Annotated in this window: 9 protein-coding genes and 2 pseudogenes; 5 read left to right on the top strand and 6 right to left on the bottom strand. The window is 72.1% G+C overall.

Going from position 1 to position 15,695, the window contains the following annotated elements; all coding sequences use genetic code 11:
* Positions 1–6: 6 nt before the first annotated feature.
* Positions 7–966 carry a GlxA family transcriptional regulator gene (locus tag ABEB07_RS18820; protein WP_345669400.1) on the bottom strand — a complete coding sequence of 320 codons (960 nt, stop codon included), beginning with the start codon at positions 964–966 and terminating at the stop codon, positions 7–9.
* A 227-nt stretch (positions 967–1,193) separates the two neighbouring features.
* On the opposite strand from ABEB07_RS18820, the gene ABEB07_RS18815 reads away from it, so the two are divergent.
* Positions 1,194–3,599, top strand: a complete 2,406-nt coding sequence (locus ABEB07_RS18815) for a Tex family protein (RefSeq protein ID WP_345669399.1) — start codon at positions 1,194–1,196, stop codon at positions 3,597–3,599.
* Positions 3,600–4,197: 598 nt separating this feature from the next.
* Here ABEB07_RS18815 and abc-f read toward each other — a convergent pair.
* Positions 4,198–5,844, bottom strand: a complete 1,647-nt coding sequence (gene abc-f / locus ABEB07_RS18805; RefSeq protein ID WP_176151255.1) for a ribosomal protection-like ABC-F family protein — start codon at positions 5,842–5,844, stop codon at positions 4,198–4,200.
* A 117-nt stretch (positions 5,845–5,961) separates the two neighbouring features.
* Entirely contained in the window at positions 5,962–6,708 is a 747-nt protein-coding gene (locus tag ABEB07_RS18800) for a dienelactone hydrolase family protein (protein WP_345669397.1), read from the bottom strand.
* A 163-nt stretch (positions 6,709–6,871) separates the two neighbouring features.
* Between ABEB07_RS18800 and ABEB07_RS18795 the strand changes: the two genes are divergently transcribed.
* Positions 6,872–7,828, top strand: coding sequence for an FAD-dependent oxidoreductase (locus ABEB07_RS18795; protein WP_176151253.1), 957 nt, complete (start codon positions 6,872–6,874; stop codon positions 7,826–7,828).
* A gap of 89 nt (positions 7,829–7,917) precedes the next feature.
* On the opposite strand, the gene ABEB07_RS18790 is transcribed toward ABEB07_RS18795, so the two are convergent.
* Positions 7,918–9,924: a Xaa-Pro dipeptidyl-peptidase gene (locus ABEB07_RS18790; RefSeq protein ID WP_345669396.1), complete on the bottom strand. Its 2,007-nt coding sequence runs from the start codon at positions 9,922–9,924 to the stop codon at positions 7,918–7,920.
* 205 nt (positions 9,925–10,129) lie between these two features.
* Here ABEB07_RS18790 and ABEB07_RS18785 point away from each other — a divergent pair, with 205 nt between their 5' ends.
* Positions 10,130–11,626, top strand: a complete 1,497-nt coding sequence (locus tag ABEB07_RS18785) for a M1 family metallopeptidase (RefSeq protein WP_345669395.1) — start codon at positions 10,130–10,132, stop codon at positions 11,624–11,626.
* 64 nt (positions 11,627–11,690) lie between these two features.
* On the opposite strand, the gene ABEB07_RS18780 is transcribed toward ABEB07_RS18785, so the two are convergent.
* Positions 11,691–12,182: a hypothetical protein gene (locus ABEB07_RS18780; protein WP_345669394.1), complete on the bottom strand. Its 492-nt coding sequence runs from the start codon at positions 12,180–12,182 to the stop codon at positions 11,691–11,693.
* 46 nt (positions 12,183–12,228) lie between these two features.
* A pseudogene (locus tag ABEB07_RS18775) lies at positions 12,229–12,820 on the bottom strand (transposase family protein).
* Between the two features lie 256 nt (positions 12,821–13,076).
* Between ABEB07_RS18775 and ABEB07_RS18770 the strand changes: the two are divergent.
* A pseudogene (locus ABEB07_RS18770) lies at positions 13,077–13,525 on the top strand (helix-turn-helix domain-containing protein); the annotation flags it as partial.
* Positions 13,526–14,121: 596 nt separating this feature from the next.
* Positions 14,122–15,591 (top strand): group II intron reverse transcriptase/maturase, encoded by a 1,470-nt coding sequence (gene ltrA, locus ABEB07_RS18765; RefSeq protein WP_345669391.1) that lies wholly within the window; start codon positions 14,122–14,124, stop codon positions 15,589–15,591.
* Positions 15,592–15,695: the final 104 nt, after the last annotated feature.

Genomic DNA, 15,695 nt, shown 5'->3' with positions numbered 1-15,695 from the left:
GCTCCTTCAGCGGGCGGGGGCGGTGCGGAAGCGGCGGCGGTACTCCGCCGGGGACGTGCCGAGCGCCTTGACGAACGCGCGGCGCATGGCCTCGGGCGTGCCGTAGCCGCTGGCGCGGGATATCTCCTCGACGCCGTCGGGGGTGTCCTCCAGCAGCCGGCGGGCGTGTTCGAGGCGGACCCGGTCGACGTAGCGGCCGGGGGTGGCGCCGGTCTCGGCGCGGAAGGCGCGGGCGAAGTGGCGCGGTGAGAGCCGGGCGCGGGCGGCGAGCGCGTCCACGGACAGGTCGGCGCCGGGGTGCTCGGTGATCCACTGCTGTACGTCCCGCAGCGGTTCGCGCCGGGCCGTCTGGGCGGCGAGCTGGGCGCTGAACTGGGCCTGGTTGCCGGGCCGGCGCAGGAAGACGACCAGATGACGGGCGACGGCGAGCGCGGCGTCGCGGCCGAGGTCGTCCTCGACCAGCGCGAGGGCCAGATCGATGCCGCAGGTGACGCCGGCCGACGTGGCCACGTGGCCGTCGCGCACGTAGATCGGGTCGGCCTCGACCCGTACGGCGGGGTGGTCGCGGGCGAAGGACTCGCAGTACGCCCAGTGGGTGGTGGCCCGGCGGCCGTCCAGCAGGCCCGCCTCGGCCAGCAGGATCGCGCCGGTGCACACCGAGACCAGGCGCTCGGCCCCCGGTCCGTGCGCGCGCACCCAGTCGACCAGGTGCGGGGCGGGCCGGCGGGTGCCCTGGCCGCCGGGGACGAGCAGGGTGTGCGGGGCCGGGGCGTCGGCGAGCGTCCCGTCCGGTACGACGGTCAGACCGCTGCTGGTGCGTAGGGGCCGGCCGGTCAGGGAGGCGGTGCGGACCCGGTAGGCGCCCGGGGTGTGCTTCTCGGCACCGGCGAAGACCTCCATGGGGCCGGTGACGTCGAGGCTCTGGACGTCGTCGAACAGGACGACGAGAACGGTTCGCTGCGCCATGCGGACGATTCTTCGCGCGCAAGCCGGTGGCGGCAATGACGGGTTTCCCACCTTTCCTGCCACCCGCGGGGACGGCCGGGCGCTCGGGCGCCGCCGGCCGGGGTCCGCTCCTCCCTTCGGGCGCCTCCCCGGGCGCCGCCCCGCCGGGCGCCGCCCTGATCCCCGGTTGACGGCGCCACCTGCCACAATTGCGGCGCAACCCGAAGTGGAGAAGGCGGTACGGGAACGTGACGACACCCCTCACAGGGTCCATCGAAGGCAGGATCGCCGAGGAGCTCGGCGTACGGGAGCGGCAGGTCAAGGCCGCCGTGGAGCTGCTCGACGGCGGTTCGACGGTGCCCTTCATCGCCCGCTACCGCAAGGAAGCGACCGAGATGCTCGACGACGCGCAGCTGCGCACGCTCGAGGAGCGGCTGCGCTATCTGCGGGAGCTGGAGGAGCGGCGCGCCGCCGTCCTGGAGTCGGTGCGCGAGCAGGGCAAGCTCACCGACGAGCTGGAGGCGCGGATCCGGGGCGCCGAGACCAAGGCGCGGCTGGAGGACATCTACCTGCCGTACAAGCCGAAGCGGCGCACCAAGGCGCAGATCGCGCGCGAGGCGGGTCTGGAGCCGCTGGCCGACGGCCTGCTCGGCGACCCGTCCGTGGACCCGCTCGCCGCGGCGGCGGCCTTCGTGGCCGCGGACAAGGGAGTGGCCGATCCGCAGGCCGCGCTCGACGGGGCGCGCGCGATCCTCACCGAGCGGTTCTCGGAGGACGCCGACCTGATCGGCGAGGTGCGCGAGCGCATGTGGACGCGCGGCCGGCTGGCGGCGAAGGTGCGCGAGGGCAAGGAGGAGGCGGGCGCGAAGTTCGCCGACTACTTCGACTTCACCGAGCCGTTCACGCAGCTGCCCTCGCACCGGATCCTGGCGATGCTGCGCGGCGAGAAGGAGGAGGTCCTCGACCTCGTCCTGGAGCCCGAGGAGCCGACCGAGGGACCGTCCTCCTACGAGGGCATCGTGGCGCACCGGTTCGGCATCGCCGACCGCGGCCGGCCCGGTGACAAGTGGCTGAAGGACACGGTCCGCTGGGCCTGGCGCACCCGTATCCTCGTGCACCTCGGCATCGACCTGCGGCTGCGGCTGCGCACGGCCGCCGAGGACGAGGCGGTGAACGTGTTCGCGGCCAACCTTCGCGACCTGCTGCTGGCCGCCCCGGCCGGCACCCGCGCCACGCTGGGCCTGGACCCGGGCTTCCGCACGGGGGTGAAGGTGGCCGTGGTGGACGCGACGGGCAAGGTCGTGGCCACGGACGTCATCCATCCGCACGTCCCGGCCAACAAGTGGGACGAGGCGATCGCGAAGCTGGCCCGGCTGGCGAAGGAGCACGCGGTCGAGCTGGTCGCCATCGGCAACGGCACCGCGTCCCGCGAGACCGACAAGCTCGCCGGCGAACTCATCGACAGGCACCCGGAGTTGAAGCTCACCAAGGTGATGGTGTCGGAGGCGGGCGCGTCGGTGTACTCGGCCTCCGCGTACGCCTCCCAGGAACTGCCTGGCATGGACGTGTCGCTGCGCGGCGCGGTGTCCATCGCGCGCCGGCTCCAGGACCCGCTGGCCGAGCTGGTGAAGATCGACCCGAAGTCCATCGGGGTCGGGCAGTACCAGCACGACCTGTCCGAGGTGAAGCTGTCCCGCTCGCTGGACGCGGTGGTCGAGGACTGTGTGAACGGCGTCGGCGTGGACGTCAACACGGCGTCGGTGCCGCTGCTTTCGCGGGTCTCCGGAGTCACCGGCTCGCTCGCGGAGAACATCGTCGCGCACCGGGACGCCAACGGGCCGTTCACCTCGCGCGCCCAGCTGAAGAAGGTCTCCCGGCTGGGCCCCAAGGCGTACGAGCAGTGCGCGGGCTTCCTGCGGATCCGCGGCGGCGACGATCCGCTGGACGCCTCCAGCGTGCACCCGGAGGCGTATCCAGTGGTGCGGCGGATGGTGAAGACCACCGGTCAGGAGGTGGCGTCGCTGGTCGGCGACACCGGGGCGCTGCGCTCGCTGCGGCCGGCGGACTTCGTGGACGACACGTTCGGTCTGCCGACAATCACCGACATCCTCAAGGAGCTGGAGAAGCCGGGGCGCGACCCGCGGCCCGCTTTCAGGACGGCCACCTTCAAGGAGGGCGTGGAGAAGATCTCCGACCTGTCCTCCGGGATGGTCCTGGAGGGCGTGGTGACGAACGTGGCGGCCTTCGGCGCGTTCGTGGACGTCGGCGTCCACCAGGACGGTCTGGTGCACGTCTCGGCGATGTCGCGGACGTTCGTGAAGGACCCGCGGGACGTGGTCAAGCCGGGTGACATCGTCAAGGTGAAGGTGCTGGACGTCGACATCCCGCGCAAGCGGATCTCGCTGACGCTGCGGCTGGACGACGAGGCGGCGGCGGCGCAGGAGAAGCAGTCCGGCGGCGGTGGCGAGCGCCGCCAGCGCGGCGGGCGCCCGCCGCAGCAGCGCCAGCCCCGGACCGGCGGAGGCGCCGGGGACGGCGGGGGCAGGGGCGGCGGGGGCGGCGGTTCCCGTCAGGCGCCGCCGCCCGCCAACAGCGCCATGGCCGACGCGCTGCGCCGCGCGGGCCTGCTCAACACGAAGAACGGCCGCGGCTGACCCGCTGGCGCCGTAGCTGACCCGGCCGGCGCCGTAGCCGTCCCACTAAGCCCGGCACCTGCCGCGCCCGGACCGGCCGGCTCCGCGCGGAGTCGGCCGGCTCCTCAGAGGGCGGCGGGGGCAGGCTCGCCGGGAGCGGCGGGGGCGGGTCCGCCGAAGGCGGCGGGGGCGGGTCCGCCGAAGGCGGCGGGGGCGGGTCCGCCGAAGGCGGCGGGGGCGAGCCTGCCAGGGGCGCGCCCCTCACGCCCGCGCACCGTCAGCGGGGATGCTGTCCCGGCGGTAGGGCCGAGTGGGCCCGTGGCGCCGCCGCGCTCCGCGGCGCCGGGCCGGGCAGGAACGCACCCGACGGCCGTCCCGCCCGCATCACTTCCTCCAGTTCCCGAAGTATGCTCGTCGCCGCGTCCCGCACGCGCGCGGGAACGTCGCCCCGCTCGGCGACGAGTTGGTGGTAGATGGGGGCGTCTTGAAACATGGGCAACCATGCCTTTCGGTCCGCGGTCTCTCTGAGCTGGGCAACGGTTGCCGAGTGTAGGCCCCCGCCCCGACGCCGCTCATGGCCGGTACACCCCGAGCCCGTCGGCGGCCGTTCACCGCACGCCTACACCTGATGCTCCGTCACCTTGCCGTCCGCCACCTCCAGGTGACGGTTCGTCCGGACCGCGGACAGCATCCGGCGGTCGTGGGTGACCAGCAGCAGCGTCCCCTCGTAGGCGTCCAGCGCCGACTCCAGCTGTTCGATCGCCGGCAGGTCGAGGTGGTTGGTCGGCTCGTCCAGGACCAGCAGGTTGACCCCCCGCCCCTGGAGCAGGGCGAGCGCCGCCCGGGTGCGCTCCCCGGGCGACAGCGTCGCGGCGGGCCGCAGCACGTGCTCGCTCTTCAGCCCGAACTTGGCCAGCAGCGTGCGGACTTCGACCGGTTCGGTGTCCGGGACCGCCGCGCGGAAGGCGTCCAGCAGCGTCTCGTCGCCGTGGAAGAGCCGGCGGGCCTGGTCGACCTCGCCGACCAGGACACCGGAGCCCAGGGCCGCGTGCCCCGCGTCCAGCGGCAGCCGGCCCAGCAGGGCGGCCAGCAGCGTCGACTTCCCGGCGCCGTTCGCACCGGTGACCGCGACCCGGTCCGCCCAGTCGATCTGGAGCGAGACCGGCCCGAGCACGAAGCCGTCGCGCCGCACCTCCGCGTCGCGCAGCGTGGCGACGACCGCGCCGGAACGCGGCGCCGCCGCGATCTCCATGCGCAGTTCCCACTCCTTGCGCGGTTCCTCCACGACCTCCAGGCGTTCGATCATCCGCTGGGTCTGCCGCGCCTTGGCGGCCTGCTTCTCGCTGGCCTCGCTGCGGAACTTGCGGCCGATCTTGTCGTTGTCGTTGCCCGCCTTGCGCCGGGCGTTCTTGACGCCCTTGTCCATCCAGGACCGCTGCGTCTGCGCCCGGTCCTGGAGGGAGGCCCGCTTGTCGGCGTACTCCTCGTAATCGTCGCGGGCGTGCCGGCGGGCCACGTCGCGCTCCTCCAGATAGGCCGCGTAGCCGCCGCCGTAGAGGTTGATCTGCCCCTGGGCGAGGTCGAGTTCGAGGACCTTGGTGACGGTGCGGGTGAGGAACTCGCGGTCGTGGCTGACGACGACCGTCCCGGCCCGCAGCCCGGTCACGAAGCGTTCGAGGCGTTCGAGGCCGTCCAGGTCGAGGTCGTTGGTGGGCTCGTCCAGCAGGAAGACGTCGTAGCGGGAGAGCAGCAGCGAGGCGAGTTGGGCGCGGGCCGCCTGGCCGCCGGACAGGGAGGTCATCGGCTGGTCGAGGTCGACGGCCAGGCCGAGGGAGTCGGCGGTCTCCTCGGCCCGCTCGTCGAGGTCGGCGCCGCCGAGGTCGAGCCAGCGCTCCAGTGCGCCGGCGTAGGCGTCGTCCGCGCCGGGCGCGGAGTCCACGAGTGCCTGGGTCGCCTCGTCCATCGCCCGCTGGGCGGCGGCGACGCCGGTACGGCGGGCCAGGAACTCCCGTACGGTCTCGCCGGGGCGGCGGTCGGGTTCCTGCGGCAGGTGGCCGACGGCGGCGGTGGGCGGGGAGAGGGTCAGTTCGCCCTGTTCGGGTGTGCTGAGCCCGGCGAGCATCCGCAGCAGCGTGGACTTGCCCGCGCCGTTGGCGCCGACCAGCCCGATGACGTCCCCGGGCGCGACGACGAGGTCGAGTCCGGAGAACAGCGCGCGGTCGCCGTGTCCGGCGGCGAGATTCTTGGCGACGAGGGTGGCAGTCATCAGGGGGCCGATCCTAGTGCCCGCCGGCCGGGGCGGGCGCGGGGTGCGGGGGCGGGCGTACCGCTCCAGGGATCGGGCGGATGTGTCCGACGTCGGCCGGGCCCTGCGCCGGCATGCTCACCAGGGTCGTGCCCCCGGATCCTCCCCCACGGGCAAGCACTCGGTGAGCAGGGCGACGACGTCGCGCCAGGCGCGTCGCGCGTGCCGTGGGTGGTGGCCGACGCCGGGGACCGCGGGGTGGTCGACCGGCGGGTGGTGGAAGGCGTGCAGGGCGCCGCCGTAGACCGTGAGGCGCCAGTCGACGCCCGCGGCCTGCAGCTCGGCGGCGAACGCGTCGCGTTGCGCGGCCGGCATGATCGGGTCCTCCGACCCGACCCCGGCCCACACCGGGCAGCGGATGCGCGCCGCCTCGCCCGGTCGGCCCGTGGTCAGCGCGTTGACGGTCCCGATCGCGCGCAGGCTCACGCCGGCCCGCCCGAGTTCCAGGCCGATGGCGCCCCCGGTGCCGTAACCGACGGCGGCGATCCGGTCGGGGTCGGTCCGCGGTTCGGCGCGCAACACGTCGAGCGCCGCACGGCCGATGCCCCGCATCCGGTCGGGATCGGCGAGCAGCGGCATGCACCGGGCCAGCATCTCCTCGGGGTCGCCCAGATAGCGCCCGCCGTGGAGGTCGAAGGCCAGCGCCACGTATCCCAGCTCGGCGAGTGCGTCGGCCCGGCGGCGCTCGACGTCGCCGAGCCCCATGCCCTCCGGTCCGAGCAGCACGGCGGGCCGGCGGTCGGCGCCGGCCGGGAGCGCGAGGTGCCCGATCATCGTCAAACCGTCGGCCGGGTACTCGACCGTACGCGTCGTCATCGCCGTCATGAGACCGGACTGTAGTGATCGTCGAGTCCGGTCCGGCCGGTGTTCTGCCGTCGGCAGAGCAGTGCTTCGAGAGCATCCCGTTGCCGGGCGTTCTGCCGGTGGGCGGGCGGCGGTGCGGGGCCCGGGGGGAGCGTGGTGGGGGGCCTTCCGTTACGGTCCTGGCGTGGACGTGGGAGTGAGCGGCGAAGTCGTGGTGGTCGGTGGCGGGGTCATCGGGCTGACGACCGCGCTCGTGCTGGCCGAGCGCGGCGCGCGGGTGCGGGTGTGGACGAGCGAGCCGGCCGAGCGGACGACGTCCGCCGTCGCGGGCGCCCTGTGGTGGCCGTACCGGATCGAGCCGGAGTCGCTGGTCGGGGACTGGTCGCTGGAGTCCCTGGCGGTGTACGAGGAGCTGGCCGCACGCCCCGGACAGACGGGTGTGCGGATGGTGGCGGGAGTACACGCCGACACCGGGTTCGACTCGCTCGGGCCGTGGGCGGCGCGGGTGCCGGAACTGCGCGTGGCGACCGCCGACGAGCATCCCGGTCCGGCGCTGTGGGCGCGGCTGCCGCTGATCGACATGCCGGCGCACCTGGCCTGGCTGCGGCAGCGGCTGCTGGCGGCGGGCGGCGGGATCGAGGAGCGTACGGTCACGGAGCTGGCCGCCGTGGACGCCCCGGTGGTCGTGAACTGCACGGGGCTCGGCGCCCGCGACCTGGTGCCGGACCCGGCGGTCCGGCCGGTGCGCGGACAGCTCGTCGTCGTGGAGAACCCCGGCATCACCACCTGGCTGACCTGCGTGGACCACGCCTCGGCGGCCTCCGTCTACTACTTCCCGCAGCCCGGCGGACTGATCCTCGGCGGGACCGCCGAGGAGGACGACTGGTCGCTGACGCCCGACCCGGCGGTGGCCGAGGCGATCGTCGCGCGCTGTGCGGCCGTACGGCCGGAGATCGCCGGGGCGCGGGTGCTGGAGCACCGGGTCGGGCTGCGTCCGGCCCGGCACGCGGTGCGGCTGGAGCGGGAGGCACTGCCGGACGGGCGGGTCCTGGTGCACAACTACGGGCACGGCGGCGCGGGCGTCACCGTGGCGTGGGGGTGCGCGCGTCAGGCGGCCGGGCTGGTGCGCCCGGCCGCCTGAGCGCCGACCGATGGACCGACGGCCCGCCGTCGTGACCTCGCTGTCATGACCTCGCTGTCGTGGCAGGGGGCCGTCGGGCCGTCAGCGCGTCACTGACCCGGGATCCGGTGCGCGGTGCTCGGGTGCCGGACACCGTGCGGGCTCCGGCCGCCGGAGGCCGCCGCGGACCCGGTCGGCGCGGCCGTGTCGCCCGCCGACGCCCGCCCGTCGCCCGTCGTCGCCCGCGCGAACGCCGCCGCGCCGCCGACCAGCGGCAGCTTCGCCGACGTACGGGACAGGTCCACGGTCAGGGTGGGCGTGCTCGACGGCGGGTCGATGAGGTCCTTGTCGGTGCCCGCCACGATCAGCGCCAGGCGGTGGCCCTTGGGCACCACGTGGTCGGTCGCCGCCAGGTCGAGGGTGATCGTGTACGCCCGGCCCGGGGTGAGCGGGCGGCCCTTGCCGTCGCCCGCCCAGTTCCCGAGGTCGGCCCAGCCGCGGCTGACGACGTTGTAGTCGACGGCCGTGGTCTTCGCCGCGGTCTCCTTGTAGCAGGAGCTGTCGCCCGCGGTGCTCGCGCCCCAGCAGGTGCGGTCGGCGAGGGTGGTGATGCCCTCGTCCGCGTCGCCGTAGTCGCGGATGGTGTCCGGGCCGAGGTCGACCAGGACGGCCGAGAGGTGCGCCGTGGCGGTGGTCGGGGTCGCGGTGACGGTCACCTTGGAGGAGCCGGCGAGCCGCAGGTCGCGGCTGAGCGATCCGGTGACGAAGCCGGCCTTCTCCGGGGTCGGCCGGTCGATCCGCGCGGCCCAGTCGGTCTCGCTCAGCGACGGATCGTCGGTGAAGGTCTCGCTGCCGCGGGCCGGACGCAGCCCGAGGACGCCGACGCCGGACTGCGCGCCGGGCGCGGGACGCAGCGTGGTGGCGGCGGTGCCGCGCGGCGGCCAGGCGGCGGAGGTCGTCCACTGGTCGGGGTGGCGTTCGACGTCGGCCACGGGCTCGCGGTCGATGCCGTTGTCGTAGCCGAGGAGTTCGTGGTCGAACCAGCGGTGCAGGGTGTCCACCCAGGCGCCGCGGCGGTAGTCGAACGGATCGACGTGGCCGGTCTGGGAGAGCCAGATCTTGCGCTGCACGCCGTTGGCGGCGAGGGCGTCCCACCACTGGCCGAAGTTCTTGGTGCGGACGTTGAGGTCCTGCATGCCGTGGACGACGAAGACGCTGGCCCGGACCTTGCTCGCGTCCTTGACGTAGTCGCGCTCGGTCCAGAACGGGGTCCAGTCACCGGTGCGCGGGGCGCCGGCGACGATCTTCCGCTGTTCGGCGGCGCAGTGGGCGCGGGCGGTGTCGCTCTCGACGTAGTCGGACAGCCAGTCGGGGCCGGAGTCGTAGAGCGGGGCGCCCTGGGCGAAGTAGTAGTCGTACCAGGAGGAGATGGCGCTGATCGGCACGATGGTCTTCAGGCCCTTGACGCCGGTGGCGGCCACGCCGTTGGCGATGGTGCCGTCCCAGCTCTTGCCGATCATGCCGGTCCTGCCGTTGGTCCAGGTCGCCCTGGCCGGGGTGGAGCCGGTGCGGGTGGTGTAGGCGCGGGCGCGGCCGTTGAGCCAGTCCACCACCGCCTTGGCGGACTGGACGTCGGAGCGGCCGCCGACGTCGACGCAGCCGTCGGAGCGGTCGGTGCCGGCGAGGTCGACGCCGACGAAGGCGTAGCCGCGGGGCACGAAGTAGTTGTCGTAGAACAGGGGCATCTGGACGACGTGGCCGGCCGCGTCGTAGGTCTTGGTCTGGCTCTCGTTGCCGCGCCCGCAGCAGGAGTAGTACGGGCTGGCGTCCATGATGACGGGCACTTTCCGGCCCTGTAGGGCGGGTTCGCGGGGGCGGACGATGTCGGCGGCGACGCGGTCGGTGCGTCCGTCGCCGTCGCCGTCGAGTCCGGTGTCGACCCACACCGACTCGCGGATCGCGTCCGCGTACGAGTAGACGGGTTGGCTCTCGCGCGGGGCCCGGCCGTCGCGCGGGGCGCCGTGCGCCGCCGCGGGGGTGAGGAGGGCGGCCGCCAGGACGGCGGTGACCGCCAGGACCAGCCGTCTCCAGATCGTCATGCGCATGCTGTTCGGCATGAGCGGGACGGTACAGCCGACAACTCCCGTGCAGAAGAGAGCAACTGACGTGTCGCCGGATTCGCCGGGAAGAGGGGGATCCGCGTGCGCGACGCATGTCGGCCGAATGGCGATCGTGTGACAGGGGTGGCCATGGACATGCCTGTGCCCACAGCGACTGAATAGGCTCCGAACAGACTTCACGTTCTCACGACTTGGAGCTGACGTGCACCGCAGAATCCTCGCCCCGGGCGTACTGGCGGCGGCCTCCCTCCTGCTGGCGATCCCGGCATCGGCCGCGAGCTACTCCCCCGGCGCGCCGGGCATCGGCGACCCCTACTACCCCGACTACGGCAACGGCGGCTATGACGTCTCCCACTACGACCTGAGGCTGAAGTACCAGCCGGCGACGGACGAGCTGGAGGGCACCGCGACGCTCTCCGCGCGGACCACGCAGGACCTGTCCAGCTTCGACCTGGACTTCCTGCTGGACGTGAGCGAGGTGCGGGTCAACGGCACGGAGGCCGCGTTCAGCGCCTCCGGGCAGCACGAGCTGGTGGTCACGCCGAAGACGCCGCTGGCCAAGGGCACGGCGGTCACCGTGGTCGTCCGCTACAGCGGGGTGCCGTCCACGAAGAGCGCGTACGGCTTCACCGCCTGGCACCGCACCCCGGACGGCGCGGTCGCGGCGGACGAGCCCGAGGCGGCGTGGTGGTGGTTCCCGAGCAACGACCACCCCAGTGACAAGGCGACCTACGACGTGTCGGTGGCGGTGCCGGACGGCAACCAGGCGATCTCCAACGGCACCCTCCAGGCGACCGCCTCACAGCTGGGCTGGACCCGCTACAGCTGGCGGCAGAACAAGCCGCAGGCCACCTACCTGGCCACGCTGGCGCTCGGGAAGTTCGACGTCACCACCGGCGTCTCCGAGGGCGGCGTCCCGGTGATCAACGCCTACAGCAAGGACCTCGGCGACAACGACGGGGCGGCGCGGGCGAGCGTGGAGCGCACCGGGGAGATCGTCGACTGGCTGAGCGGCTACTTCGGGCCGTACCCCTTCAGCGCGGCCGGCGGTTACGTCCCGAACACGACCACCGGGTACGCGCTGGAGACGCAGGGCCGCGTCTTCTACAGCCCCAAGCAGTTCGCGAAGGGCGCCAACGTCTCGCTGATCGTGCACGAGCTGGGCCACCAGTGGTACGGCGACGACGTGTCGGTGAAGGGCTGGAAGGACATCTGGCTCAACGAGGGCTTCGCGACGTACGCGCAGTGGCTGTGGTCGGAGCACGAGGGCGAGGGCACGGCGCAGCAGCTCGCCGACTACGTGTACGCCTCGCACCCGGCCGACGACCCGTTCTGGACGGTCAAGCCGGGTGATCCCGGTGCGGACAACCAGTTCGACGACGCCGTCTACGACCGGGGCGCGGCCGCCATCCAGGCGCTGCGCGACGAGGTCGGCGACACCGCGTTCTTCCGCATCCTCAAGGGCTGGCCGACGGCGCACGCGTACGGCAACGCGTCGGTGGCCGACTTCCAGAAGTACGCCGAGCAGATCTCCGGCAAGCCGCTGGCGGCCCTGTTCGACACCTGGCTCTTCCAGCCGACGAAGCCGGCGGCCGCGGCGGCCTCGCGGCCGCTCGCGGCGGCGAAGTCGGGTGCGGCGCTCGCGCGGCCGAAGTCGTGGAAGAAGATCGAGTCCGCCCACGAGGCGCACAGGGGCTGACCTTCGGCCGGGCCGCCCACCCCCGGGCCGGCCCGGCCTCCGCCCTTCCCCACGCCCGAACCGATCAGCACCCGGCCCGACGAACGGCCCCGTCCGGCCACACCACGTCCACCGGCAGCCCGGCGGCACGAGCATCGAGGACGGTGTCCGCGGTGCCGCCGCCCTTGCCGGACGGCGGCTCGCCGTTCCACACGGCGACGAGACGGTCCGCCCGCCGCAGGAGCACGGCGTTGGCGTCCTCGTACGCGGCCCGGTTCGCGGTCTCGTGGTCCAGCACCGTCACTTCGGTCGCGGCCCGCACGAGGCGGTCGAAGGTGTCGGCATGGTCCGGCTTCACCTTGACCGCCCGGTAGTCCTTCGAGGGGATGACGGCGAACAATCGGCCGCCCAGCTCCAGCACGACGTCGGCGAAGACGCTGTCGGCCCCGGCGGCGAGGCACGAGATCCCGTCCAGATCCGCACCGTACGCCTCCAGCGCCCGACGCAGCGCCTCCCGCACGAGGGGCACGCTGGCCTCGGTCAGGTCCATGTGCCCGGTGACGGCGATCGTGGTCACGTCGATCCTCTTATGTGGACAGCAGGTCGCGGATCATTGAGCCTTTTCAGCGTTGCCTCTCCAAGGTGAGGACCGCGGCGGCGATGGCTGTCATACGGTTCGGGCTGCAGCGGCTCCGGCGGGAGATCCGCCAGGACTTCAGGTGGGTGACGCCTCGTTCGACGGGAGCGCGGGTCTGGGCAAGTGCGCGGTTCAGCGTCCTTCGGTCGGCGTGAGTTCACCGTTGGGCGGCCGGCGGACGGCGGTGGTGGTCCAGGAGCCGGCGCCGATGTAGTCGCGGTCGGCGACGATCGGGACGCCCTGACGTTCGCAGATCCGGATGATGCGGTGGGTGCGTGCGGTGGTCAGATCGTGGGCGCGGCCGGCAAAGCCGGCGAGATCCACAGAAGCCGGCCCTCGGGATCGGTGACGACCTGCACGTTCACGCCGTGGCGTCGGTGCTTGTGGGAGTAGTCGGCGCGTCCGTCACCCAGGCTGTCGCACTCGCTGAGCGTGCCGTCCAGCAGTACGTAGTCCGTGGCGTGCTCGCGTAGAGTCTTGAGCAGGCCCGGCGCGTCACCCTCACGGGTGACGATGAGCATGGTGACCCACTCGACCAGCGCATGAGGCAGGTCGAGTGCGGCAGGATAGGGAACCAACAGGGCTCCCGAACCGACAGGTTGAGACTTCGAACACCTCACCCAACGGCACAGGAGCCCTGTCCGTTGCGGACGCCACGGTCATCACCCGATCGGTGGCCACGCTGAAAAGGCTCGGTGTCTTGCTTTCGGTAAGCGGCTGAGACGCGTTCTAGCCGACCTTGTGTGGATACAGCTGGGCAGTTTCGCCTACTGAGATTGAACTCGTGGAGTCGTAGGGGCTAACGGTGCCTCGCCCCTGCGGTATCACCGGAGCATGCGGTATCCACAAGGGGGCGGGCTGGTCGCCGAACGGCAGCACTTCCGCGAGGAGTTACGACTGAAGGCGGCAGAGAGGTTCGCCCAGGGCGAGGCGAACTCGTTGATCGCCAAGGACCTGCGGGTCAGCGTCCGTTCCGTGCAGCGGTGGCGGCGGATGTGGGACGAGGGCAGTCTGCGGGCTCTGCAGTCACAGGGGTCGGCGTCGCTGCCGAGGCTGAGCGAGAAGCAGTTCGCGCAGCTGGAGGCGGAGCTTGCCAAGGGGCCTGCCGCGCACTGCTGGGAGGACCAGCGGTGGACGCTCGCGCGGATCACGACGGTGATCGGCCGGCGCTTCCATCTGACGTACACCATCCAGGGCGTGCGGGCGGTGGCCGGCTGGGTGAAGGAGGTGCGGCCGTGCGCGGAAGGCTCGCGGTGGCCCGTGGAGCCTGGCTCGTCTTCGAGTTGCGCCGTGAGGCGCTGTGATTCGTGTGGAGGTGAGAGACCTTCACCGCCGTTCTGTCGTAGCAGAGGGGTGGAGCTGAGGGCAGCTTGATCCGGGTGATGACGGGGAGGGCGGGAGCGGCCCTGACAAAGCCGGGACGTGCCAGTACTGCCAGATGGTGCGGGTCCGGCGAGCGGGATGGAGAGGAGTACGCGAGGAACCGGCGTCTTTACGTCTCTTAACGACTACACCGGCTCGAAACCTGGTGGATCTGGGCCGGAGGCGGTGCACACTCGCTGCTTGGTGGCGGCGGGGAACTCCTTGGCCGGTATTTCGAAGCCGTTCGGGAGGCCACGAGGAAGGTCTACGGCGTACTCGTGGCGATGCCGCAGGGACACAGTCGGGCTCCTACTCCAACGAGCGAATCGCAGTGAACACGGGAACCACCCGTTCTCAGCTCCCCAGTCGTGCACAGCCAGTGCCCGGATCGGGATAGGCGCATCGACAGCCGAACGGTCCGGGTGGGGCGGAGCCGCCACCGTAGTACTCCGAGCCGGGGAGAACCCGCGCACATGGGGAAGGGCGGCAGCGGTATCGAGAAGGGAAGGAGACTGCAATGCCGAAAGACGCACCGCTGAACAGCGGCGCTCTGCTGGAGATGGACCCGGTGGGTCCACGCCAGCGGGTATCGGAGATGCAGGCCAAGCTTCACCGTTGGGCGGCGGCCGATCCCGGCCGTCGGTTCGATGATCTGTTCAACCTCGTGCACGACCCGGCGACGCTGATCGTGGCGTTCGACCGGGTCGCCCGCAACCGGGGAGCCCGCACTCCTGGAATGGACGGCTTGACGGCCGCCGACGTCGAGGAGCGATTCGGGGTTCCCGGTTTCCTGGACGGCCTACGGGCCCAGCTCAAGCGGGGCTCGTTCCGGCCGCTACCGGTGCGGGAGCGCAAGATTCCCAAACCGGGTGGGTCGGGGAAGGTTCGGCGGCTGGGCATCCCAGTGATCGCTGATCGAGTCGTCCAGGCCGCGCTGAAACTGGTGCTGGAGCCGATCTTCGAGGCCGACTTCAAGCCGGTCTCCTACGGGTTCCGGCCCAAGCGGCGGGCTCAGGATGCGATTGCCGAGATCCACTTCTACGGCACCCACGGCTACCGGTGGGTGCTGGACGCGGACATCGCGGCGTGCTTCGACGAGATCGACCACGTCGCGCTGATGGACCGTGTCCGGATGCGGGTCAAGGACAAGCGGGTTCTGGCACTGGTGAAGGCGTTCCTGAAATCCGGCCTCCTCACGGAACTCGGTGAACATCAGGAGACCTTCACCGGCACGCCGCAAGGGGGCATCATCTCCCCTCTCCTGGCGAACATCGCCCTGTCGGTGCTCGATGAGCACCTGCACCGGGCATGGGAACCGGACGGGGAACTGTCCACCAGCGGTCGGCGCGAACGGCGGAGCGCCAAGGGCCTGCCCTCGTGGCGGCTGGTCCGCTACGCGGACGACTTCGTCGTCCTGGTCAAAGGGACCAGACAGGACACCGAGGCGCTGCGCGAGGAGATCGCCCAGGTCCTCGCACCGATGGGGTTACGGCTCTCGGAAGCCAAGACCCAACTGGTGCACCTGAGCGAGGGGTTCGACTTCCTGGGGTTCCACATCCAGTGGCGCCGCAAACGCGGAACGGACAAGTGGTACGTCTATACCTTCATCGCCGACCGGCCCGTCCGGTCGGTGAAAGCGAAGATCCGTACCCTCACCCACAGAACGTCACAGCAGGACCTGGCCGTGGTGCTGGTGAATCTCAACCAGGTCACCCACGGATGGGCCAACTACTTCAGACATGCCGTCGCGAAGCGCACCTTCAGCAATCTGGACAACCTCGTCTGGTGGCGAGTCATCCGGCTGCTGCAAGAGCGGCATCACTGGAACTGGACGGACGTCCGCAGACGGCTCACCACCCCCACCGGGCGATGGCGGCCGATCAGCGCGGGCGAGATCGAGTTGCGGAAGATCAGCGCGATCCCGGTCACCCGGTATCGCTACCGCGGCAACAAGATCCCCACCCCCTGGACACCTGCAATCACCTGACGGCAGAGACCGTGGAGAGCCCGTTGCGTCGAGAGGCGCACGGCGGGTTCGGCGAGAGGTCCGGGGAAACGGGCCGGGAGCAATCCCGGCACCGCGCCCCGGGC

Source organism: Streptomyces similanensis, assembly GCF_039543625.1.
Classification (GTDB): domain Bacteria; phylum Actinomycetota; class Actinomycetes; order Streptomycetales; family Streptomycetaceae; genus Streptomyces; species Streptomyces similanensis.
Note: the sequence above shows the minus strand (reverse complement) of the source record. Positions and strands in the feature narration are given on the sequence as shown.

Coding starts and splice junctions, on each gene's coding strand:
- ABEB07_RS18820 (WP_345669400.1), bottom strand. CDS start 966: ATGGCGCAGCGAACCGTTCTCGTCGTCCTGTTCGACGACGTCCAGAGC.
- abc-f (WP_176151255.1), bottom strand. CDS start 5,844: ATGACTGCCACCCTCGTCGCCAAGAATCTCGCCGCCGGACACGGCGAC.
- ABEB07_RS18800 (WP_345669397.1), bottom strand. CDS start 6,708: ATGACGGCGATGACGACGCGTACGGTCGAGTACCCGGCCGACGGTTTG.
- ABEB07_RS18790 (WP_345669396.1), bottom strand. CDS start 9,924: ATGCCGAACAGCATGCGCATGACGATCTGGAGACGGCTGGTCCTGGCG.
- ltrA (WP_345669391.1), top strand. CDS start 14,122: ATGCCGAAAGACGCACCGCTGAACAGCGGCGCTCTGCTGGAGATGGAC.